Source organism: Limosilactobacillus sp. C0001E2 (assembly GCF_056590915.1).
Genome location: NZ_JBWPXC010000002.1, coordinates 231,941 through 255,276, shown reverse-complemented (window position 1 = coordinate 255,276; position 23,336 = coordinate 231,941). Strand labels below are relative to the sequence as shown.

Genomic DNA, 23,336 nt, shown 5'->3' with positions numbered 1-23,336 from the left:
ATCACCTCTCGAATTATCATGTGACACCTTTATTGTCTCATAAGTATTGAATCAAAGCCACGAAAGGAATTTCACAATGAGTATTTTCAATAAACTATTTCACACCAACAAGGCCTCACCTAAAAACACCTTGTCCAGTACCATGTCATTTCTCTTTGGCAGCACTACGGCTGGGCAAAACGTGACTGAACGAACTGCCATGCAAAATACGGCCGTTTATGCCTGCGTCCGCGTTCTTGCTGAAAGTTTAGCGACCTTACCTTTGCATCTTTACCAGCTAACTGATGATGGTGGCAAGCAACGGGTTAATGACCACTCATTATCCTTCCTGCTTCATGATGCCCCTAATCCTGAGATGACCAGTTTTATTTTTAGAGAAACTATGATGAACCATCTCCTGCTCTGGGGCAATGCTTATGCCCAGATCATCCGTAATGGTCAGGGGCAAATTACCGGGCTCTATCCCCTAATGCCTGATCGCATGGATGTTAACCGAGCTCGCAATGGTGAGCTCTACTACACCTACACGCGCAACTATGATGACTACCAAGCAAAGGACGAGTCAAAACAAGTCATTCTTCTAAGTGATGAAGTGCTTCATATTGCTGGCCTTGGCTTTGATGGTCTAATTGGCTACAGTCCAATTGCCTTGGCTAAAAATGCCATTGGTCTGTCTTTAGCTGCTGAGCAGTATGGCTCCACTTTCTTCAAAAATGATGCGACCCCAGGCGGTATTCTCGAACACCCCAATGTTGTCAAAGATCCAGAGCGTCTTCGTAAAAGTTGGCAATCTCAATTCTCAGGTCCCAGTGGTCATAGTATTGCGGTATTAGAAGAAGGCATGACTTTTCATCAGTTATCCATTCCGCCGGACCAAGCACAGTTCTTAGATACCAGAAAGTTCCAGCTGGATGAAATTGCCCGCATCTTCCGGATTCCGCCCCATATGATTGGCGACTTGGAGCGCTCGACTTTTTCCAATATCGAACAACAATCCTTAGAGTTCGTGAAGTATACCTTGAACCCTTGGTGCGTTCGCTGGGAACAAGCCATGAACCAACAACTTCTTAGTCCAGAAGAACAAGGTCGCTACTTCATCAAATTCAATGTTGACGGTCTGATGCGCGGTGACTACGAAAGCCGGATGAACGGCTATGCAATCGGTCGCCAAAATGGCTGGCTTTCGGCCAATGATATCCGAGAATTAGAAGACCTTAACCGAATCCCCGCTGAAGATGGTGGCGATGAATATCTGGTCAACGGCAATATGCTACCAGTTAAGGATGCAGGACAATTTTATCAAACTAAAACGACAGGAAGTGATCAAGCATGAAACGTTTCTGGAATTGGAGCAGCGAAAATAATACCCCAACCTTAACCATCAACGGGACCATTGCTCCTGATTCATGGATTGATGATGAAGTCAGCCCCCAAGTTTTTCAAGACGAATTAAATCAAAGCCGTGGCCCGATTGATGTCTGGCTCAATTCTCCCGGCGGCGACTGTGTAGCTGCTAGTCAAATCTACACCATGTTAATGAGTTATCCGGATGACGTTAATGTCAAAATAGCTGGCATTGCGGCTTCGGCAGCTTCAGTCATTGCCATGGCTGGCACCAAAGTTTCAATGGCACCCACTGCTTTAATGATGATCCATAATCCATTAACCATTGCAGCTGGTAACCGATCTGACATGGCCAAAGCCATCCAGCAACTTGATGAAACTAAAGAAAGTATCATCAATGCCTATGAAATCAAGACTGGCCTACCACGAGGCAAGATTGCTGCCTTGATGGATGAGCAAACTTGGATGAATCCAAATAAAGCAATTGAGTTAGGCTTTGCGGATGAAGTGCTCAACTCTGAAACCGTCTCTGACAGCTATACTTATTCCGAGCGCCAAGTTAACCTGCAAATTCTCAACAAATTACAATCCAAAAATCACTACCCAATTGAGTCGCTACAAAGGTGGCTCTTTTTACTACCCCACTAACTTCAAGGAGGAATTTTTCAATGAGTAAATTAACTGAACTACAAACCAAGCGTGCCAAGATTTGGCAACAAGCTAAGGACTTTTTAGACGAAAAGCACCAAGAAAGTGATGTCTTGTCGGCTGAAGATAATGCCACCTATGAAAAGATGGAAGCCGACGTGGTAAGTCTTGGCAAGGAAATCGACCGTCTCACTAAACAAATGGAAATCGATAACCAGCTTAAACTGCCTACAAGTCAACCTTTAACCACCAATCCTGCTACTGATGAGCAAGGACTAGTCACAAACTACAGCCAAGACTTCTGGAACTTAATGCGCGGACAGGCACCAGTGACTAATGCCTTAAAAGAAGGCACGGACCCTGATGGTGGCTACTTAGTCCCAGATGAATTTGAAAAGCAACTGATTCAAAAGCTTCATGAAGCAAATATTCTTCGTTCAATCAGCCATGTAATCAAAACCAACAGCGGTGAACATAAGATTCCAATTGTGGCAACTGAAGGAACGGCTGCCTGGATGGAAGAAGAAGCTGCCTACACCGAATCCAATACTCAATTTAGTCAAGTATCCCTTGGTGCGCACAAACTTGGTACTTTGATCAAAGTTTCCGAAGAACTTCTCAACGATTCCGCCTTTAACTTAATGGGCTATTTGTCTGAAGAGTTCGGTCGCCGATTGGGTGATGCAGAAGAAAAGGCCTTCTTAACCGGGACAGGAAGTGGACAGCCAACCGGAATTCTTAATGACACCACTGGAGCTACTTTAGGCTCAACTGCCAAGAGTGCAACCGACATTAACTTCGATGACTTGATTGATCTCTTCCATTCCTTGAGAGCACCTTACCGCAAGAATGCTGTCTTCATCATGAGCGATGACACTGTCAAAGCTGTCCGCAAACTGAAAGACAAAAATGATCAATACATCTGGCAACCTTCTGTGCAAGCTGGTCAGCCCGACCGCATTCTTAACTGCCCGGTTCTTACCAGTCAATACATGCCAAGCTTAGCTGCTAGCGCCAAGCCAGTTTTATTTGGGGACTTCAACTACTACTGGATTGCCGATCGTCAAGGTCGCACCTTCAAGCGTCTCAACGAACTCTATGCTGTAACTGGTCAAGTTGGCTACTTAGGTTCGCAACGTGTCGATGCTAAGGTAATCTTGCCTGAGGCCATCAAGTTTATGTCAATGGCTGCTAAGTAGGGAGGCGGAGTTTGTGGAAATTGTTAGTTTGGAGGAAGCTAAGACCTACTTAAGAGTTGATGGCACTAATGAAGATCAGCTGATTACTCGCTTAATCAATTCTGCTGCCACAATCGTAGAAAACATCCTCCGTAGGCCTTTAGCTGAGTTTGACCAGGTTCCAGAAGATATCCATACCGCTGTGCTCTACTGCTTGGCCTACCTTTATGAGTACCGAGAAACGGCTGACTTTGATGCCATGGTCAAATTTCTAAGGGCCATCTTAACACCCTACCGAAAGGAGGCCTTTTAGATGCAAAAACAAAATAATCGAACCAGCAAGATTGCGGATATTGACGAATTAAACCAGCGGATTCAACTAATGAAAATCGAAACCTACGGCCGCAATCCTAATACTTATCAGCCACTGGAAAGAAATGTGGTCTTTGCTAATGTTTGGGCCAAAGTTTCTGCTCTTCATGGGCAAGAATACTATACTGCGGTGTCAGTAAAACTCGAAAAGCAGCTATCTTTCATCGTGCGCTATCGCCCAGACATTGATGAAAAGACTAATATTTGGTTCGATGGCCGGGGCTACAACATTGGTTTTATTGATAACGTCAAGTATCGGAATGAATACTTAGAAATCAAAGCAAATTATAGTAAAGGAGTGCAACCACCGGATGAAGATTAGTTTAAGTGCCTTTTCGGTTAACTCGTGGTTTGGAATTGTCGGAGCTTTTTTAGGCTGGTTCTTAGGTGGCTTTGATGACTTGCTATATGTCTTGTTGATTTTCATGGCCGTTGATTACCTGACGGGTGTTCTCCGCGCTATTAGTGAGCGGAAGCTATCCAGTGAAATTGGCTTTAAGGGCATTATGCGTAAAGTCCTCATCTTAATTTTGGTAGGAATCGCCCATGCCCTGGATGTCTACCTGCTCAAAAATGGCTCGGCAATTCGCACCGCCACGATTTTCTTTTATGTTTCCAACGAAGGCATCTCACTGTTAGAGAATGCCCCCCGCTTGGGTTTGCCCGTTCCTGAAAAACTTAAGGAAGTACTCAAGCAACTACACGATAAAAATGACGATCGTAATGATCAATAATCTCCTTTTTGGCCTGTGGATTAATTTCCGCAGGCTTTTTTCTTTTGCACAGGTTTATTTTTCCATTTTCTTTGGCTATTAACTAGAGGTGATTACAATGGATAAACCAAAAATGGAATTTAAAATTACGACCCAAGAAATCATTGATGACTTGCACTACCATCAAGCCCAAGCCATCGCAGAAGATTTTCTAGCTCGCGGACTAATCAATCAAAGTCAGTTTGAAGAAATTGAAAAATTAAACCGACAATCTTTTCCGCCACTATTAGCTGAGTTAATGGTCTGAATCGTTGCTATATCAAGCTTTTAGAGCTAACATCACACACTGATGAAAGGAGGTACATAATATGGCAAGCGTAACTAAACTTACTAAACCACAGTCAAAAGTCCAGGCAACCTTACAAGTAGCTGCTTATTGCCGGGTTTCAACTAATAGTGATGAACAAGAAGACAGCCTAGCTAATCAACAAGATCATTTTAAAAGCTACATCCAGCAGCAACCTAACTGGCAGCTACATCAAATCTACTATGATAATGGCGTATCTGGCACCAAAGCGCAAAACCGTCCTGGCTTACAAGCGCTGTTAAAGGATTGCCAAAACGGGCAAGTTGACCTGGTGTTAACCAAATCAATCAGTCGCTTCTCACGCAACACCACTGACTGCTTGCGAATCATTCGCCAGCTTAAACAACTGGATATTCCCGTGATCTTTGAGAAAGAAAATATCAACACCGGCAGTATGGATAGCGAATTAATCCTCTCGGTACTGGGTAGTTTAGCTCAGGATGAATCACAATCAATCGCCCATAATGTCCGCTTAGGTTATCAACAGCGTGCCAGTAACGGAGTGTTTCATTATTCGATTCCCCCCTACGGCTACCAAAAAGATGCCAATCGGGATTTAATAATTGATCCGATTGAACGAAAAGTGGTGCTCCGAATCTTCAATTGGACAATGGAGGGTAAAAGCCCTGGCCAGATTGCCAAATTGCTTAATGAACAAGCTATTCGCACGAAACGAAATGGCAAATGGCATGACTCCACTATTCGAGGAATTTTACAAAATACGGTCTACTTGGGCACGACTGAGTTTCAAAACACCTTCACGGATGATGAATACCACCGCCACCCTAACCAAGGTGAACAAGGCAAAATCATCATTGAAGAACACCACCCAGCGATTATTGATCAAGCTACTTTTACACAAGTGCAAAAGATCATCAAGTTCAAGCAGAAATTTAATCCACAAGCAAAAGCTAAGCCACAAAGACATACTTTTAGTCGCAAAATCTACTGTGGAAATTGCCAGAAGCTGTTTAAAAGACAAAGCCGTAGTGGCAAAGTCTGCTGGGGCTGTCAAACTCATATCAAGCACGCCAAAGATTGCCCTGTGAAGTCGATTAGAGAGGATGCTTTGCAGTTAGCCTTCTGCACCATGGTAAACAAGCTGATCTTTAGCCAGAAGTTCCTATTAGAACCATTAGTTAAACAACTCCAGGCCAGGCAAAGCCAGGAACAGGTAGCTAAGCTCAGCCAAGTTGAAACCGAACTCAATGAAACTCAGAGTAAACAAGATAATCTCCAACAGCTCAGGAAACAAGAGCTGATTGAAAAGGACTTCTTTACTAAGCAAGATGCCGAACTTGAGCAGAAAATTGCCAACCTGCAAAGTGAAATTGAGCGCCTCAAGCAGCTATTAGGTGGCCAAAATTCCAAATTGCCACTGGCTCATGAACTCTTGAAACTATGCCAAAGAAGCGACTATTTAACGATGTTCAACGCCGAGCTCTTTGAACAAATCATTGAATCAATCACGGTCGATCAAGACCATAATCTTACTTTCCACCTCAAGTGTGGATTAAATCTAACTGAAGGGAGTAAACATCATGTCAAAGCTTAAATACGGCTATCAATGGCAACAGGGACAAATTGTCATCAACCCTGACCAAGCTGAAGTAATCAAGCAAATCTTCGCTGGTTTTCTTGCTGGCCAGACTCGCAATCATCTAGCGCGCCAATTTAACTTAACTCATACTTCTGTTTTGCGAATCTTAACTTCAAATAAATATGTTGGTGGAGACGGCTACCCACAAATCATTACCACTACCAACTTCAAGCAGGTACAGAAGCAACTGAAAAAGCAGATTGTCCGGAAGCCTAAAAAGCAACCAACTCCGCCCACCAAGTTTTACCGCGGGATCATCAAGAGATACTCTGATGATGCTTTTAAACAGGCTGAACATATCTATCAATTAATTTACAGTGAGGTGGAAGTCTATGGCGAAAGTTAGAATTATCCCCGCCCAAGTCAAACAAGGTAATCGAAACCGACAAATTGAAGAATCGGAAGCTAAGCTCAAAGTAGCTGCCTATTGCCGGGTCTCAACCCTCTACGAAGATCAAGCATCAAGTTATGAAACCCAAGTAGCCCACTATAAAGAATTCATCACCAAGAATCCCAAGTGGGAACTAGCTGGTATCTATGCTGATGATGGAATTTCTGAAACGGATACCAAGAAGCGGAATCAGTTCAACCAGATGATTAATGACGCCAAGCAAGGTAAAATTGACCTCATCGTCACCAAGTCCATCAGCCGGTTTGCCCGGAACACCATCGACTGCTTGCAATATATCCGGGAATTAAAAGAACTTCATGTTGCGGTCTTCTTTGAAAAGGAAAACATCAACACGATGGACGCCAAGGGTGAAGTCCTAATTACCATTATGGCATCACTTGCCCAACAAGAAAGTGAATCCATTTCGCGTAATATTAAGATTGGTCTTCAGTACCGCTATCAACGTGGCCAAGTAATCGTCAATACTGCCCGCTTTCTTGGCTATGATAAAGATGATGATGGCAACCTGGTCATTAATCCTGAACAAGCCAAAGTCGTCAAGCGAATCTTCTATGAATGCCTGACGGGAAAAAGTGCGATTGAAATTACCCGCGAGCTGACCAAAGAAGGCATCAAGAATGGTATCGGTCGGACGCAGTGGCATTCGTCTGGGATTATCAAGATTCTCCGTAACGAAAAATACATCGGTGATGCCCTTTTGCAGAAGAGTTATACGGTAGATTTCTTAACCAAGAAGCGGGTCAAGAATGATGGCCAAGTGCCACAGTACTATGTAGAGAACAACCACCCTGCTATTATCTCCCGTGCCGTCTTCTACCAAGTCCAGAAGCTCTTGGATATGCGCCGAGAGGGCTTCACAACAGAAGGTGGGCATCACCATGGCTATACTAACGCCTATTGCTTTTCCTCGATTGTCTACTGTGGTCGCTGCAAGGACATCTACACCCGGTGCGTTTGGTATCGACCAAGGATTGGCGAGGTCGAAAAGGTCAACGTCTGGCGCTGCTATTCCCGTCTTCACTGGAATCACAAAGGAAAACGCTGCATGGGTCGGACAATTACTGAAGCCGACTTAGAAGAAGCCAGCTTAAAGGCCATGAACGAGTTGATCCAACAACACCAACTCGCTGATAAGCAAATCGCCGCCAACATCCTTAAAGTCACCAAAGGCACCAACGGCCCTAGCCTGGATTAGCTTGACCAACAATTAGAAGATCAACAGTTATTGCTCTTGAATATGAGTACCCACAATAAGAACGTCGAGCAATTAACTGAACAGGTCCAAGCCTTACGAAAACAACGTGAACAGCTTATACAACAGGAAATCGACCACGACATCAAACGCTCCAACCTGAAGAACATCCAGTCCTTCTTCCAAACCTATCAAGGTGGCCTCACCAAGTTTGATGAGAAGATGGTCCGCCTCCTGATCGAAAAAATCACCATCTACAAAAGCAAAATTGAATTTACTTTCAAGGATGGTGAAGTGATTACGGTTAAAGGTTAAGCTTATAGTTCCTTGCCAAACACCTCTAGTTTTGCTAATCTATTTATAGATCCATAAATAATCTTCCGCCGGGAAGTTAAAATTCAGGAGAGCCGGACGTCTCATTAGGCCTTTGAAGAGATGTCTGACTCTCCTTTTGTTTTTGAGGTTTTTTATATGGCATGGATTTTATTGATGATTGCAGGAATTTTTGAAGTAGTCTGGGCTACCACTATGAAGTTAAGCCACGGGTTTACGCAACCAGGCTGGGCAATTGCGACGGTGGTTGGGATGATTATCAGCTTTGCTGGCTTAATCATGGCCACTAAACACTTGCCCATCAGCTTAGCTTACCCAATTTGAACTGGAATTGGTGCCGTGGGGTCGGTTATCGTCGGTAACGTGTGGTTCCACGATCAGCTCAGCCCCATCACTTGGGCATTCGTTGCACTGCTAATTATATCAATCATTGGCATCAAGCTGACTTCAGCTCATTAAAAAATATAGCACTCAGCTAATTCGGATGGGTGCTATTTTGCTTTGTGGAAACCTGTCAATACTAACAGTGGAAACATATCAACTTTATTTAGGCTCCTGTTTGCAGAAACTGATCACACCCCAAAATTAAGGCAATTTTGAAGGTCGTCTGTGAGAATTTGTCAACTCCTTAGACAAAGCCTATTAAATCAACGTTTCCAGCCACCTACGAAAAATGTGTATCTATCTGTGGAAACTGGTCACAAAAAGATACACATTTTTTGATTTTATAAATGCCTTAACGGTGCGGTTTCTAGCCCACTACTTTTTCCGCTCAAGAACCGTTACGCTCTCAACGTGCGTCGTCTGCGGAAACTGATCCACCGGTTGAATCGGCTTCGTGACGTGGTAACCTTGTTCCGCAAACCGTTGAATATCGCGTACCAAGGTCGCTGGATTACAACTAACATAAATCACCTTTTTTGGTGCCATCTTACCAGTGGCTTCAATTAACGATTCAGCAAGCCCCTTCCGTGGTGGATCCACAATCACAACATCCGGCTTCAAGCCTTCCGCTTGCCACTTGGCAAACTGCTCTTCTGCCTTGCCAACAACAAACTCCGCATTCGTAATTCCATTGTTTTGCGCATTCTTTTTTGCATCAGCAATCGCGGCCGGAACAATTTCGACCCCATAAACCTGCTTCGCATGCTTAGCAACCGCTAGAGAAATCGTCCCAATTCCACAATAGGCATCAATCACGGTCTGTGAGCCATCAAGTCCTGCATTATCAATGGCCGCTTGATACAACCGTTCCGTCTGCTGTGGATTAACCTGGTAGAACGACAATGGTGAAATTGCAAAATCAATCCCTAATAATTGGTCATGAATTTCATCCGCTCCCCAAAGTGTCACATCCCGGTCGCCAAGCAAACGATTAGTCCGACGATCATTAATATTTTGCACAATACTTTCCACTTCTGGAACACCAGCTACAATACCATCCACAATCTGTTGCTTCATCGGCAAGTGCTTAGTATTGGTGACCAAAACGACCATCACTTCATGACTATAATAACCGCGCCGCACCATGACTGTCCGAATAACTCCCTGGCCATTTTGTTCGTTGTACGGTGTCACATGATACTTCCGGAGCAGATCCCGAACGACCACAATTGCCTGATCAATTACCGGATCCTGGATATAGAAGTCTTCAATCGGGACAAGGGTATGGCTACCCCGTTTATAAAACCCTGTTTCTAACTGGCCACGAACCATTTTTACTGGTACCTGGGCCTTATTACGATAATGATATGGCTTCTCCATCCCTAAAGTTGGCAACACCTCAATATTATCTAAATGGGCCTTCGCTAAAAGTTCTTGAATCTGGTGCTGCTTAAACTTTAGTTGTGCCGCATACTTAAGATGACCAAGTGGCGCAATGCCCGTTTGAATATACTTTTTATCTTGCACATCAACCCGATCAGCACTCTTGGTTTGCCAATCCATCACCCGTCCCCACGCAAAGTGACTAGCAACTTTCGTAATCCGGACCGTAATTTGTTCTCCCGGAAGCGCGTTTGGGACAAACACGGGAAAGTCATCAATTTTAACTAAGCCATTACCTTCGTAAGTTAAATCAGTGACCGTTGCTGAATATTCTTCATTTTTGTGTACTGGAATTTGGCGTTTCACAGTTCTTCCTCCATTATTAACGTTTGTAATGTTTTCATTATAACAAAGCTCGTGTAGCAGATACCGACATTTTTAAAAAGCAATTTGATCCGATTTAAGCAAAAGTTATTTTATATTATGTTTTTGATAAGACATTTTAGTAAATATATCTTTTTATAAAACAATCAGGTATGATTAAGATACTAAATAACCACATATTTCTGAGGAACTCGTTATCATGGTCAAACCCGGCAATATCGTATTCACTCAATGAATTAGCAATTGCTGATTCATGGCAAAGAAAGACCAAAGGTGAAAATATGTACTGGATTTGGGTATTAATCGTAGGTGGTTTAATCGGATTAGTTGCGGGAGCAATTACCAAACGTGGTGGCTCCATGGGCTGGATTGCTAACATCATCGCCGGATTAGTTGGCTCCTCCCTGGGTCAAGCATTATTAGGATCATGGGGGCCAAGCCTCGCTGGCATGGCAATTATCCCTTCATTAGTGGGAGCCATCATCCTAGTATTAATTGTCTCGCTCATCTTCGGGGTCAAGAAAGATCCTGCTTAAATAATGATCATGCTGGGAAATTCCCCAGTCTTTTTATTTGGTTCGCTTTCAAACTTACTAATTGTAAGTTATAATAAAGATATAATCTTTGGAGGTGACAATCTGATGAGTAAAATTTTTGTTGTTGGCGGATCAGGCCGGGTTGCATCTGACTTAATTAAAGACCTTGTCAATGCCGGTCATGATGTCATCGCCGGTGCTCGTCATCCTGAGAAAGTCTGGCAAAATGATCATGTTACGGCTGTCAAACTAGATCTGCACAGTGAAGTTACAGAAATTGCCAAGCAACTCAGTGGTTCTGATGCCATTTATTTTGTGGCTGGATCACGAGGCCAAGATCTACTGAAAACAGACGCCATGGGTGCAGTGAAAACGATGCAGGCAGCCACTCAAGTTGGTATCAAACGCTATATCATGTTGAGTTCGATGTACGCGCTCCAACCTGAAAAGTGGCAGGATTATCCAGCCTTAGCTGCGATTACCGATTACAACATCGCAAAATTCTTTGCGGATGATTACCTGGTAAGCAGTACTGACTTAGATTACACCATTATCCAACCGGCTTCACTCACGGAAACGCCCGCAACTGGTAAAGTTACGTTTGGCGAAGGTCAAGATACTACCAATTCTATTGCGGACGTGGCGCAAGTCCTCGCTGATGTCTTAAATGCACCGAACACCATTCGGAAAGTCATTATGATGCGCGCGGGCAACACCCCAATTACAGAAGCAATCCAGCAAATTTAAATGATTTTACGAGATAAGAAAACGACTTCAGGATCCTGAAGTCGTTTTTGATTATCATCAACTATTTATCGTTCTGTTTAATTTGATCGACACCGCGAACAAAATCGTCTTCCGCCTTTTTCATATCTGGCGTCAATGTTGAAATAGCCTGATTAGGAATCGCATCAACATCGGCAACAATATCCAAATGCTGACGCAATGCTTGAAAGTGCATTGGCGCGTCTCCACCATACTCACCGTCAAGGTTAATCATCAACCGTTCATTTTGTTCAACCGGTGTAATCTCGACATCCTTTGCCTTCACGTAAATTACTCGCGGATCTCCAATATGAGTTCCCTTGAGGACTTTCGCCATCAATTGCATTAGGCCAACCATATTACTGTCCTTCACGATAATCAAGGAAAACATTCCGTCATCCAAGGCCGCGCCTGGGACAATTTGCTCAAAACCACCAACTGAGTTAGTCAGCGCTAAGAATACCGTTGAGGCCATCCCATCGAATTCATGACCATCATATTTAATGTTCATATGAACCGGCTTTACCTGGGGTAGCATTTCAGCCCCTTTAGCAAAGTAAGCAAGATAGCCGAAGAGGGACTTCATTTGGCTGGAAACATCGTAAGTTAATTCCGTCAATGTTCCCCCGGCCGCAATATTCATGAAGTAGTTGTCACCCGCTTTCCCCAAGTCAATCTTAAAATGATTCTGAGGATTTAAAATTAGCTTAGCAGCGGCAACTGGATCTTCTCGTGGAACGTGCAGAGCCCGCGCATAGTCATTCGTGGTTCCGGCAGGAATAATTGCTAGACGCGGCCGTTGCTCTAACCCGGCAATCCCATTGATTACTTCATTCAGCGTTCCGTCACCCCCTGCAGCAATGATTAAGTCAAAGCCCTCTTGGGCCGCCCGAGCTGCTTCGTTTTTGGCGGAATTTGGTTCCGGTGTAGTCGCAAAGGCACTCGTTTCATACCCTGCCAGTTCATAAATTGCCAGAATGTCAGCCAGATCATCATGCATCGCTTCACGACCAGCGACTGGGTTATAAATAATCCGTGCTCGTTTCCGCATTGCTGACCTCCTGATTATCGTGCATTCAATGACTTCATTAACAGTTGGTTAACCACTTGTGGGTTTGCCTTCCCACGGGTTTGCTTCATAATTTGACCGACTAAGTAGCCCACTGCCCGGTCTTTACCATTCTTAAAGTCCTCAATTGATTGTTGGTTATTTGCCAAAATATCATCAATAATTGGTTGCAATTCTTTAGGATCGGATAGTTGAACCAAACCATGCGCCTTGGCATAGGCAGCTGGTTCTTCACCGGCAATAATTCCCTTGAAGACCTTCTTAGCCATTTTGGATGAAATCGTACCATCCGTGATCAACTTAACCATTCCAGCTAAGTTAGCTGGCGTTAACTTCGTATCTTGAAGATCCACTTGTTCATCGTTCAGGTAACTATTAACGTCATTCATTAGGTAGTTAGCAATCCGCTTTGGATCTGCCCCATCTTTAACCGCTTCGTCGAAGAAGTCAGACATTTCCTTAGTTTGGGTTAAGACCATTGCGTCATAGTCAGAAAGTCCTAAATCATTAGTGTAACGCTTCCGCCGTTCACCCGGCATTTCTGGCATCTCACCCTTAATCTCATTAATCCATTCTTCGGAAACATCCAATGGTGGGATATCTGGTTCAGGGAAGTAACGATAATCTTCGCTTCCTTCCTTACTCCGCATTGAGACCGTTTCCTTAGTGGCTTCATCATACCGTCGGGTTTCTTGGGCAATCGTACCGCCAGATAAGATAACTTGTTGGTGGCGCTTTTCTTCAAATTCAAGCGCATTCTTAACGTAGTTGAAGGAGTTAATGTTCTTCATTTCCGTCTTCGTACCAAATTGATCAGAACCAAATGGCCGGATAGAAATGTTGGTGTCCACCCGCATGGACCCTTCTTCCATCTTCACGTCAGAAATCCCAGTAAATTGAATTCGTTGACGCAGCGCTTCCAAATAAGCAACTGCTTCATCCGCTGAAGCAATATCCGGCTTTGAAACAATTTCAATCAATGGCGTTCCCTGCCGGTTTAAGTCGACATAAGAATATTGCCCAGTGTGCGTGTTCTTACCGGCATCTTCTTCAATGTGCATTTCGGCAATCCCGATCTTCTTTTTCTTACCATTAACTTCAATTTCAACCCAACCGTCCGTGGCAATTGGCGTATCAGATTGGGTAACTTGGTATGCCTTTGGGTTATCTGGATAGAAATAGTTCTTCCGGTCAAAGTGCATGTGCTTGGTAATATTAGCATGCAGTGCTAATCCTGCCATGATCCCATCTCTAACGACCCCTTTATTTAGGGTTGGCAAGGTTCCTGGATAGGCCCAGTCAATCACGTTAGTATTGAGGTTTGGTTCCACCCCATATTGAACTGGGGAAGGACTATAAATTTTGGAGTTCGTCTTTAATTCAACGTGGACTTCAAGACCAATGGTTGTTTGAAAATTCATCTTAGCCTTGACCCCCTAACTTAGCATTCTTTTTGTGAAAATCAGTTGTTTGTTCAAAAGCGTATGCTGCATTGTAAATCGTTTGTTCATCAAATGGTTTTCCAATAATTTGCAACCCAACAGGCATGCCATCCTTCTTGGAGAAACCAGCTGGCAACGACATTGCTGGTAATCCCGCCATGTTGACAGGAATAGTTAAAACATCATTCATATACATCTTAGTAGGATCGGTAATCTTATCACCAAATGGGAAAGCAGTCGAAGCATCAGTTGCCCCCATGATAACATCGTAGTCCTCAAAGACTTTGTTAAAGTCATCCGCAATCAAACGCCGCACTTTAGCCGCTTTATTGAAGTAAGCATCGTAGAAACCAGCAGAAAGGGAGAACGTTCCCAACATAATTCGTCGCTTAACTTCTTCACCAAATCCTTCAGTCCGGGTTCGTACATATACATCTTCCAGATTCTTGACATCATCGGCACGGAATCCATAACGAATCCCATCATACCGCTGCAAGTTTGAGGATGCTTCAGAGGAAGCCAAAATGTAATATGCAGAAACACCATACTTCGTATGTGGTAATGAAACAGTATCAATCGTGGCTCCTAATGATTCATAATGTTTCAGCGCTGCTTGAACTACTTCACGTACATCTTCATCAATTGCATCGCTAACGTATTCTTCCGGAACGGCAATCTTCAGGCCCTTCACGCTCGCTTGGTCTAAATTAGCTGCCCAATTTGGTACCGGCCGGTTAGCAGAAGTCATATCATGATGGTCAACGCCACTGATTGCTTCCATCAACAGCGCGTTATCCTTAACATTCTTAGTTAACCAACCAACTTGATCAAAACTCGAAGCAAAGGCAATGACTCCCCAACGAGAAACCCGACCATAAGTTGGCTTCATCCCGACAATGCCATTAAAAGATGCTGGTTGACGAATTGATCCACCAGTATCGGTCCCTAACGCAGCTAAAACATCTCCTGCAGCCACCGCAGCTGCGGACCCACCAGAAGATCCCCCAGGAACTCGCGTCTGATCCCATGGATTCTTAGTTTGCTTAAAACCAGAGTTTTCCGTTGAAGATCCCATTGCAAATTCATCAAGGTTGGTCTTACCAACGTTGATAGAGCCAGCCTGGTTTAACTTTTCAATTACCGTTGCGTTGTATATGGGCTTAAAGTCCTTCAAAATTTGGGAAGCAGCAGTCGTCCGCAACCCCTTGGTACTAATCATATCCTTGGTTGCAAACGGAATTCCCGCCAGAACTTGATCATCCTGAATACCGGCTTGATCCAACGCAGCCGCTTGCTTCAGTGCCGCATCTTCATTCAACGTCAGAAATGCCTGAACATCATCTTCGGTATTTTTAATTTGCTTGAAAGATTCCTTAGTTAGCTCTGTGGCACTTACTTCACCATTAACTAATTGATTGTGAAGATCCGTAATGTTGGTTTCATTAAAATTCATTATTCGCTATCCTCACTTTCGTCAATAATTGCTGGAACCTTAATTAAGCCATCATGCGTTTCTGGTGCATTTGCCAACAGTTCATCTCGTTGACCACTCTGCACTCCCTTGTCTTCACGCATTACATTATGCTCGGTTGTTGGTGTATACATTGGTTCAACACCGTCCGTATCAACCTTTTGCAAGTCAGTAAAAAGATCGATAATTTCTTCCAACTGCGGAGTAATCTTATCTAATGCCGCATCATCAAACGATAATTTGGCGAGGTCAGCGACGTGCTTTACTTCTTGCCGATCGATTTTTTCAGCCATTCTCTTAACCTCTTTCCATTCCTTCAAAAATATTACACGAAACTATTTTATCACAAGCCCGGGCCTTTTACCGCTCTTCAAAGCGCTTTTTACGATCAAAAGGCCGGAATGCTCTCCAGCCTTTGTAAAAAATTAATATGAGTTAAAGACGTGTGATTGGAAATTATCAGATCCTGAATTCCGGTAAACTACTGCTTGCATTTCAGAATCCGATTGAATCTTAATATCGATTGGAATCCCATGCGGCAAGTACCGTTTAGCGGCTCGAGCAATGTATTGCGTAAAGCTGGTAATTTCCGATTGACTGTAAAACTGCGTGGTAATGGTAATGTGCATCCCAGATAAATTACCATTGTGGTACTGAGCTTGCGCAGTTACCCCGCTCAAGTTCGGGAAAAAGTTCTGAACTTGACTCTTAAAGTTGGAGAAACTGTCGTTGTCAGTTGAGCTACCAGAATTCTCACTAGTTTCTGCACTTGCCTTTGGCAAAACAGCGTTCCGATAATTCAACTTAGTCCAACTAGATACCGTCTTTCCCTTGTTGTTGCTGTATGCAAAGAACGTTCCCCCAACCAGACTATCATCAGGGGCTTGCTTATAGAGAGCAATCACAATTGGAATATTTTTCAAGGCCTTTCGTTGCCGCAGACGTTTTAAAATCTTGGCCGCCGCAATTTTACCCTGTTGTTCGACTTCGGCATCCGAAATCTTCTTGGTGTAATATGGGCCATCCGTCTTCTTTTGGTAGCGATATTCACTATTGATACCAATTCCGATCGTCATTCCCTTGAGCTTTAAGGAATTACCACTTTCGGTCATGTAATCCTGTTCTTCAATTTGCTGAACATACTCAGGGTTCGGGTTACTCTTTTTCCCTTGCTTAGGATTCAAACCATTGGGATTACTGCTCGACTTCCGACCAAGCCAGCTCTCAATCGTATCTGAACTTAAATACTGACCTTCTTGGAAAATATAGTTTTTCGTCGAGAAGACTCGTTTTGAAACTTCCGTAAGGCCATTTTCAAAACTCTTTAAATTATACTGATTGTTATTTTGACTGGTATTGACTCCCCGAGCCTTGCTAGTTCGGTAACGACCACCCTTAATGACTCCTTGATACGTACCGCTTGATGAACCAGTGGTCGTGTAATTACCCTTACTAGAACTTTTACCACAAGAAGCCAGTACAAACGTTGCAAGCAATACTGACCCAGTGATCAGTAATTTTTTAACTTTCACGAGCTTAATTATCCTCCTTCATTGCTTGGCTAAAGCGTTGTTCATCCCAGATTGGAATTCCTAACTCCTGAGCCTTTTGCAATTTACTGCCGGCCTTTTCGCCTGCAATCAGCAGGTTTGTTTTTTTCGAAACACTTCCGGTAACTTGTGCACCATGCTCTTCCAGCCACTCTTTGGCTTCGCTACGTGTAAACATCGCTAATTTCCCGGTTAAAACAACCTGTTGACCATTCCACTCACTAGAAGAATCAACATGCGAAGTAGCCGTGTATTCCATATTGACCTGAACATCCTTCAGTTCTTGAATAAGCTGGTGAACCTGCGCGTTCGCAAAATAGGTAGCAACACTATCACCGATCGTTGGTCCAATCGTATCCACGGCAGCAATCTCCTCTGCTGAGGCCCCCATTACCGCATCTAGCGAACCAAACTTTTCCGCAATCAACCGAGCTACCTTAGCACCAACATGGCGGATTCCCAGGCCGAACAATAAACGTTCGACTGAATTATGACGGCTATTATCAATTGATGTCAATAGGTTAGTAGCCGATTTTTCACCAAATTTATCTAAAGTTAATAATTGCTCTTCATTTAGCCGATATAAGTCGGCAAAATCACGAACTAATTTTTTATCCCAAAGCTGTTCAATAATTTTGGGTCCTAAACCATCGATGTTCATCGCATTCCGTGACGCAAAGTGGGCTAACCCTTCTTTAATTTGTGCTGGACACATTGGGTTTACACAACGGAGTGCCACTTCATCGTCGAGGTGGACTAATTTAGATTCACAAACCGGGCATTGCGTTGGAATTTGGTATTCTTCACTATCGGCAGGCCGTTTTTCAATTATTACCCGGGAAATTTCTGGAATAATATCGCCGGCCTTATGCAAGAGAACCGTATCACCCAGTCGAATACCCTTTTCCCGTAAATAATCAGGATTGTGTAAGGACGCACGACTTACTGTCGTCCCCGCTAATTGGACTGGATCCATCACTGCAGTTGGCGTCACGTTACCGGTCCGACCAACTGTCCACACGATTTCTCGAACAACCGTTGCCTGCTCCTCAGGGGGAAACTTATAGGCAATTTCCCACCGTGGCACTTTCACCGTGTTGCCAAGCTTAGTCTGGAGTTGTAAATCATTTACTTTTTCGACAATTCCATCAATGCCATACGCTAACTGATCCCGCTGTGCGGTATATTCATCAATATACTTAGCCAGTTCTTCCTCACTACGAATAGTTTGATTATGCGGATTTACATTAAATCCTAAATCACGCATCCGCTGCAACGCTTCTTCCTGGGTCGTCACACCTAACTTTTCATATTCTGGAACATAATACATAAACGTTGCCAGATTTCGGCGAGCAGTAACTTGAGGATCTAATTGGCGAAGGCTACCTGCAGCAGCATTCCGTGGATTAGCAAAGACCGGCTGACCATTTGCTTCCCGTTCAGCATTTAATTTAACAAATGACTCCTTTGGCATATAACATTCACCACGAAATTCTAACGAAAGTGGTTCCGGGAGTTGATGTGGAATATCTTTAATCGTCATGGCATTTGCCGTAATATCTTCACCAATGACCCCATTGCCTCGTGTTGAAGCTTGAACTAACCGACCATTTTCATAAACCAAAGAAAGGGATAAACCATCAATTTTTAGTTCCAAGTCGTATTCAATTGGTGCAGTATCTGACAGGTTACTTTGTTGCCGTTCGTTAAAGGCATGCAATTCATCCACAGAAAAAACATCACCCATCGAAAGCATTGGAATATCATGAGTAACCTTCGCTAATTGAGTATCTGTCTGACCGCCGACTCGCTGAGTTGGTGAATCTGGGGTAACCAGTTCCGGAAAGCGGGCTTCCAATTCAACCAAACGTTGATACTGACGATCATAAACATAATCCTCAACACTTGGATTATCTTGCTCATAATATTCTTTTCCCCACTGGATTAATTGCTGACGAAGTGGTCCAATCTCTTTTTTAGCCTCATTCAGAGTCATTTTCTCTTCAGCCATTTTATTCATCTACCTTTTCAATTGGTGCAAATGTTGCCAACAGTCGGCGAACGCCCTCTTTTGGAAAGGCGATATCTAATTCCATATCGCTTCCTGAACCATTAACAGCAACTACGGTACCAATTCCCCACTTCTTATGCTTAACCTTATCGCCAGCACTCCAGGATTGTTTATCTGCTCCCGTACCATTATTAGTCTTCGGGGCAATTCGTTTACCGGCTGAAGCATATGAATGTGACCGCCGACTAGCACCATAAGTTGTGGCCGTAGCTGCGCGCTGTGCAAAATTACTGCGCCCACCATTCCCAAATGGGGTTCGCATACTTTGCTGACTGTCGAAGTCTAAAAGTTGGTCATCAATTTCATCAACAAACTCTGACTCAGGGTTTCTTTGAATTCGCCCATATAGAACCCGTGACATCGCATTCGTAAGAAACAACTTCTTCTGGGCCCGAGTAATACCAACATAAGCTAAACGCCGCTCTTCTTCCTCTTCTTCTGCATTATTAAGGGCCCGAGCCATTGGGAAGATGCTTTGTTCCATTCCAATTAGAAAGACAACTGGAAATTCTAGTCCCTTGGCTGCATGCAAGGTCATCAATGTTACCGTATTTTCTTGATCTTCAATGTCATCTTGAGGAGAGACCAACGCAAGATCAGTCAAGAAGCGGGTTAATTTTTCTTGAGCATTGGCAGCATCATCCGCATTATTCTTATCAAATTCTTGGGTTACGGACTTAAATTCATCCAGGTTGTCCAACCGTGATTGGGCTTGAAGACTCTTTTCGGCTTCGTCTTGTAATGCTTTACGATATCCAGTCCGCTCCAGAATTAAATCAGTTAATTCAGTAATGGAAAGTTCATCAGCCTGATCTTGAATCGCACGCATTTCTTGAGCAAAACCATCAAGCTTATTACGCACGCTCGTTGAAATTTGGTTAGCCAACATGATGTTTTGAGTAGCGGTCAGTAACGACATATTATTTGTCGCCGCAAATTCCCGTAATTTTTCAATACTGGTAGATCCAATTCCCCGCTTGGGCGTATTAACAACCCGTTCAAAACTCATTGAATCATTCGGATTGGCAACGAGTGTTAAATAAGCTAAAATATCACGAATTTCTTTTCGGTCATAGAACTTGTGACCACCAACCATCGTGTATGGCACTGAACTTTTCAGGAAAGTTTCTTCAATAATCCGTGATTGAGCATTGGTCCGGTATAAAACAGCAAAATCGCCATATTTATACCCATGTTCCCGCATTTGTTCTTGGATTTTCTTTACCACGTAGTAAGCCTCATCGTGCTCACTTTGGGCACGATAGTATGAAATCTTCTCACCTTGACCATTTTCCGTCCAAAGGTTCTTATCCTTCCGTTTTTGATTATTAGCAATCACTTCATTTGCCGCATTCAAAATCGTTTGTGTGGAACGATAATTTTGTTCCAGCATAATTGTCGTGGCGTTCGGATAGTCCTTTTCGAAATTCAAAATGTTATTCATGTTGGCACCCCGCCAACCATAAATACTTTGGTCAGCATCACCGACAACACATAGGTTGTGATAGCCATCCGCTAGCATATGAACTAGTTCATACTGGGCATCGTTGGTATCTTGATATTCGTCGACGTGAATATACTGGAACTTGTTTTGATAATATTGCAGCGTTTCGGCATCCGCCTTAAATAGCTGAATCGTCTTCATAATCAGATCATCAAAGTCCAGCGTTTGGTTGGTTTCTAACTCGCGTTGATACAGGCGGTAAGCGCGGCCAACCATTTTTCGAAATGGATCTTGATACCGCTTTTCGTATTCATCTGGTGTCAACATCGCATTCTTGGCGTTTGAAATGGCACTTAAAATCTGGCGAGGATCAAATTTTTTAGTGTAAATATTTAACTCCGCGCAAATCCGTTTCATTAATGTCCGTTGTTCACCAGGATCAGCAATTGTGAAGGAAGTGTTAAAGCCTAACTTATCAATATCCCGTCTTAGAATCCGTACACATAACGCATGGAAAGTTGAAACCCAAATATCATTGGCACTATCACCCAGCAATTTACCAATCCGCTCTTTCATTTCGCGCGCTGCCTTATTGGTAAAGGTGATAGCGAGAATATGCCATGGTAGTACATTTTTTTCTTCAATTAAGTAAGCTACCCGGTGGGTTAACACCCGCGTTTTTCCTGATCCGGCACCGGCCATTACTAAGACCGGACCCTCAGTCGCTAAAACCGCTTCTTGTTGCTTGTCATTCATTCCTGCCAGTGCTGATTGCATTGTCACACCATTCCATCCTCTCTTAAAATCAGTCAGTGAATATTATACCAAACTTAAGTTTGAGTTATATCAAAAAAAGAGGGTTCGACAGAACTAATTTAATTAGTTCATTGTCCCCCTCAAGGTACCAATATCAATTGATGAATCTGGATTAAATTATTCAGCATCCTTGCCCTGATCAAACCAAACTTCGGTATCATCAACCTGACTTTGGATTTCGTCAATCGTGCCGTCTTCAGTAGTTGCCCACACATAGGCAACCACAGGATTCTCTTGATGACGGTTAGCAGCAAAGAAGCTAAACTTCCAGTTATCCCGAATTAACACTTGCCGTTCCATTGCCGAAAGTTGTGCCTGACGCCCAATCAAAAAGATTGCAGGTTGAACTTCTTTAATGAAGTGCGCTGGCCGCCCAGCAGAGATCCGTACTTGTTGGTCATACTGACTAACGTTTGCACTTTCTGAGAAGATATTGCCACTCGTCGAAACCCCGGGTTCAAGATCCTTCACGTAAAGGTTGCCAGTACTAGTAACGTAGAAATTAACTGAAATAATTCCCTTATAACCAAGTTGGTTACCGATTGAATTGGCAATCCGTTTCATTTCTTGATGCATTTCATCAGGAACGACCACTGGTGACTTAACCGCCTGTAATCGATGACCAGCCCCATATTGCAATTCGCTCAATGGATAAAGATGATTACCATCAGCATCAATCGCCATTGTAATTGCGTACTCTGCGGTATGATCAATCCAAGATTCAAGTAAGTAGGTTCCCGCTTGGATAAAATCAGCTGCTCGCGCAATATCAGATTCTTTGTGGATTACTAATGCGTTCTCACCAACGCCGCGTTGAATTGGTTTTAAAACGGCTGGATAACCGATAGAATCAATTGATTGATAAATATCATCTAAACTAATCACGGTTACATAGGGAGCCACATTAACGTTAATTTGATCCAAAAAGGCCCGTTCCATTAAGCGATCTTGCATAATCTCTAGTGGATCCAACCCCTGTGGAATCGCTGTATATTGACTCAAATATTTAATAACGATGGAGTCGATTGCTGCCGTTTCATAGATCACCGCGTTACAATTTTGTCCGAACTCAGTGAGCTTATCCTTATCACGATAATTACCAATCACTGTAAAGTCTGCTTGTTTGGTAATCTCTGGTTCAGGATGATCAAGATAGACCCCAACGTTTAAGCCGGCTTCCTTAGCAGCTAAAATTAACTTCTTTCCGTTTCGGTCAATACCCATAATCCCAAGGGTATTGCCTTGATATAAAACATCCGTACTCATAACCGCACCTTCACTTTTTAGACAAACTCAACCTGGCCATCCGCTAATGACTTGATTTGGGCAAGAGAGTAAACTTCGACACCCTTGTCTCGTAATTCTTTACCACCCGGTTGAAAACTTTTTTCAATGACAATTCCTGCGCCGGCAACTTGAACGCCAGCTTGATCAGCGATTTCCATCATCCCTTCAACTGCTTGACCATTGGCCAAAAAGTCATCAATTAACAGGACTTTTTCTCCAGTTTCAACATATTTTTTAGAAATAGAGATCCGGTTAGTAGTCTTTTTAGTGTAGGAATAAACATCCGCTGTAAACATATTGTTGTTGAGGGTTAGGCTCTTGTGCTTCCGAGCAAAGATCACTGGTAAGTGCATTGCTAACCCTGTCATCACCGCCGGAGCAATTCCCGAAGACTCAACTGTCCAAATTTTATTAATTCCTTGATCAGCAAAATGTTTAGCGAATTCTTGACCAACTTTGTACATTAAATCTGTATCAACTTGGTGATTCAAGAATGCATCAACTTTTAAAACATTTCCTGGCAATACCGTACCGTACTTTTCAATTTTTTCTTTTAGTTCTTGCATATTTTTCTC

21 protein-coding genes and 2 pseudogenes are annotated in these 23,336 nt (G+C 43.3%); 13 read left to right on the top strand and 10 right to left on the bottom strand.

Going from position 1 to position 23,336, the window contains the following annotated elements; all coding sequences use genetic code 11:
• Positions 1–76: 76 nt before the first annotated feature.
• From AC1EKL_RS03520 to AC1EKL_RS03470, 11 genes and pseudogenes are all read left to right on the top strand, one after another.
• Positions 77–1,333 (top strand): phage portal protein, encoded by a 1,257-nt coding sequence (locus tag AC1EKL_RS03520; protein ID WP_480188281.1) that lies wholly within the window; start codon positions 77–79, stop codon positions 1,331–1,333.
• On the top strand, positions 1,330–1,992 hold the full coding sequence (locus AC1EKL_RS03515) for a head maturation protease, ClpP-related (protein ID WP_480188282.1): 663 nt from the start codon (positions 1,330–1,332) through the stop codon (positions 1,990–1,992). Before AC1EKL_RS03520 ends, AC1EKL_RS03515 begins: the two co-directional genes overlap by 4 nt.
• A 20-nt stretch (positions 1,993–2,012) precedes the next feature.
• Positions 2,013–3,191 carry a phage major capsid protein gene (locus AC1EKL_RS03510; protein ID WP_480188283.1) on the top strand — a complete coding sequence of 393 codons (1,179 nt, stop codon included), beginning with the start codon at positions 2,013–2,015 and terminating at the stop codon, positions 3,189–3,191.
• A gap of 13 nt (positions 3,192–3,204) precedes the next feature.
• Positions 3,205–3,483 carry a head-tail connector protein gene (locus AC1EKL_RS03505; protein ID WP_087448597.1) on the top strand — a complete coding sequence of 93 codons (279 nt, stop codon included), beginning with the start codon at positions 3,205–3,207 and terminating at the stop codon, positions 3,481–3,483.
• Positions 3,484–3,864 carry a phage head closure protein gene (locus AC1EKL_RS03500; RefSeq protein ID WP_480188284.1) on the top strand — a complete coding sequence of 127 codons (381 nt, stop codon included), beginning with the start codon at positions 3,484–3,486 and terminating at the stop codon, positions 3,862–3,864.
• A complete protein-coding gene (locus AC1EKL_RS03495; RefSeq protein WP_480188285.1) occupies positions 3,854–4,276 on the top strand; it encodes a phage holin family protein in 423 nt (140 codons plus the stop codon). The genes AC1EKL_RS03500 and AC1EKL_RS03495 overlap by 11 nt, the downstream gene beginning before the upstream one ends.
• Positions 4,277–4,373: 97 nt before the next feature.
• Positions 4,374–4,562, top strand: a complete 189-nt coding sequence (locus AC1EKL_RS03490) for an SHOCT domain-containing protein (RefSeq protein ID WP_003672653.1) — start codon at positions 4,374–4,376, stop codon at positions 4,560–4,562.
• A 61-nt stretch (positions 4,563–4,623) separates the two neighbouring features.
• On the top strand, positions 4,624–6,177 hold the full coding sequence (locus AC1EKL_RS03485) for a recombinase family protein (protein ID WP_480188286.1): 1,554 nt from the start codon (positions 4,624–4,626) through the stop codon (positions 6,175–6,177).
• Entirely contained in the window at positions 6,164–6,568 is a 405-nt protein-coding gene (locus tag AC1EKL_RS03480) for a recombinase family protein (protein ID WP_480188287.1), read from the top strand. The genes AC1EKL_RS03485 and AC1EKL_RS03480 overlap by 14 nt, the downstream gene beginning before the upstream one ends.
• A pseudogene (locus tag AC1EKL_RS03475) lies at positions 6,555–8,141 on the top strand (recombinase family protein). Before AC1EKL_RS03480 ends, AC1EKL_RS03475 begins: the two are co-directional and overlap by 14 nt.
• Positions 8,142–8,297: 156 nt before the next feature.
• Positions 8,298–8,618 (top strand): annotated as a pseudogene (locus tag AC1EKL_RS03470) (DMT family transporter).
• A 300-nt stretch (positions 8,619–8,918) separates the two neighbouring features.
• Here the strand turns inward: AC1EKL_RS03470 and rlmD are convergent.
• Positions 8,919–10,292, bottom strand: coding sequence for a 23S rRNA (uracil(1939)-C(5))-methyltransferase RlmD (rlmD, locus tag AC1EKL_RS03465; protein ID WP_480188288.1), 1,374 nt, complete (start codon positions 10,290–10,292; stop codon positions 8,919–8,921).
• A gap of 299 nt (positions 10,293–10,591) precedes the next feature.
• Here rlmD and AC1EKL_RS03460 point away from each other — a divergent pair, with 299 nt between their 5' ends.
• A complete protein-coding gene (locus AC1EKL_RS03460) occupies positions 10,592–10,846 on the top strand; it encodes a GlsB/YeaQ/YmgE family stress response membrane protein (RefSeq protein ID WP_480188289.1) in 255 nt (84 codons plus the stop codon).
• A gap of 105 nt (positions 10,847–10,951) precedes the next feature.
• The gene (locus AC1EKL_RS03455; protein ID WP_480188290.1) at positions 10,952–11,593 is read left to right on the top strand and encodes an NAD(P)-dependent oxidoreductase; all 642 of its coding nucleotides are present in this window, start codon (positions 10,952–10,954) and stop codon (positions 11,591–11,593) included.
• 61 nt (positions 11,594–11,654) lie between these two features.
• Here AC1EKL_RS03455 and AC1EKL_RS03450 read toward each other — a convergent pair whose 3' ends face one another.
• The 9 genes from AC1EKL_RS03450 to AC1EKL_RS03410 form a co-directional block, all read right to left on the bottom strand.
• Complete coding sequence (locus AC1EKL_RS03450; protein ID WP_480190199.1) at positions 11,655–12,662, bottom strand: diacylglycerol kinase; 1,008 nt, start codon at positions 12,660–12,662, stop codon at positions 11,655–11,657.
• A gap of 14 nt (positions 12,663–12,676) precedes the next feature.
• Entirely contained in the window at positions 12,677–14,101 is a 1,425-nt protein-coding gene (gene gatB / locus AC1EKL_RS03445) for an Asp-tRNA(Asn)/Glu-tRNA(Gln) amidotransferase subunit GatB (protein WP_480188292.1), read from the bottom strand.
• 1 nt (position 14,102) lies between these two features.
• Positions 14,103–15,575, bottom strand: coding sequence for an Asp-tRNA(Asn)/Glu-tRNA(Gln) amidotransferase subunit GatA (gene gatA / locus AC1EKL_RS03440; RefSeq protein WP_480188293.1), 1,473 nt, complete (start codon positions 15,573–15,575; stop codon positions 14,103–14,105).
• The gene (gene gatC / locus AC1EKL_RS03435; RefSeq protein WP_480188294.1) at positions 15,575–15,886 is read right to left on the bottom strand and encodes an Asp-tRNA(Asn)/Glu-tRNA(Gln) amidotransferase subunit GatC; all 312 of its coding nucleotides are present in this window, start codon (positions 15,884–15,886) and stop codon (positions 15,575–15,577) included. Before gatC ends, gatA begins: the two co-directional genes overlap by 1 nt.
• A 132-nt stretch (positions 15,887–16,018) precedes the next feature.
• Positions 16,019–17,125: a CamS family sex pheromone protein gene (locus tag AC1EKL_RS03430; protein ID WP_480188295.1), complete on the bottom strand. Its 1,107-nt coding sequence runs from the start codon at positions 17,123–17,125 to the stop codon at positions 16,019–16,021.
• 4 nt (positions 17,126–17,129) lie between these two features.
• Complete coding sequence (gene ligA / locus AC1EKL_RS03425) at positions 17,130–19,154, bottom strand: NAD-dependent DNA ligase LigA (protein WP_480188296.1); 2,025 nt, start codon at positions 19,152–19,154, stop codon at positions 17,130–17,132.
• A 1-nt stretch (position 19,155) separates the two neighbouring features.
• Positions 19,156–21,435: a DNA helicase PcrA gene (pcrA, locus tag AC1EKL_RS03420; RefSeq protein ID WP_480190201.1), complete on the bottom strand. Its 2,280-nt coding sequence runs from the start codon at positions 21,433–21,435 to the stop codon at positions 19,156–19,158.
• A gap of 156 nt (positions 21,436–21,591) precedes the next feature.
• Positions 21,592–22,740, bottom strand: a complete 1,149-nt coding sequence (locus AC1EKL_RS03415) for an ATP-grasp domain-containing protein (protein WP_480188297.1) — start codon at positions 22,738–22,740, stop codon at positions 21,592–21,594.
• Positions 22,741–22,757: 17 nt separating this feature from the next.
• Positions 22,758–23,327: a xanthine phosphoribosyltransferase gene (locus AC1EKL_RS03410; protein ID WP_480190198.1), complete on the bottom strand. Its 570-nt coding sequence runs from the start codon at positions 23,325–23,327 to the stop codon at positions 22,758–22,760.
• Positions 23,328–23,336 lie beyond the last annotated feature (9 nt).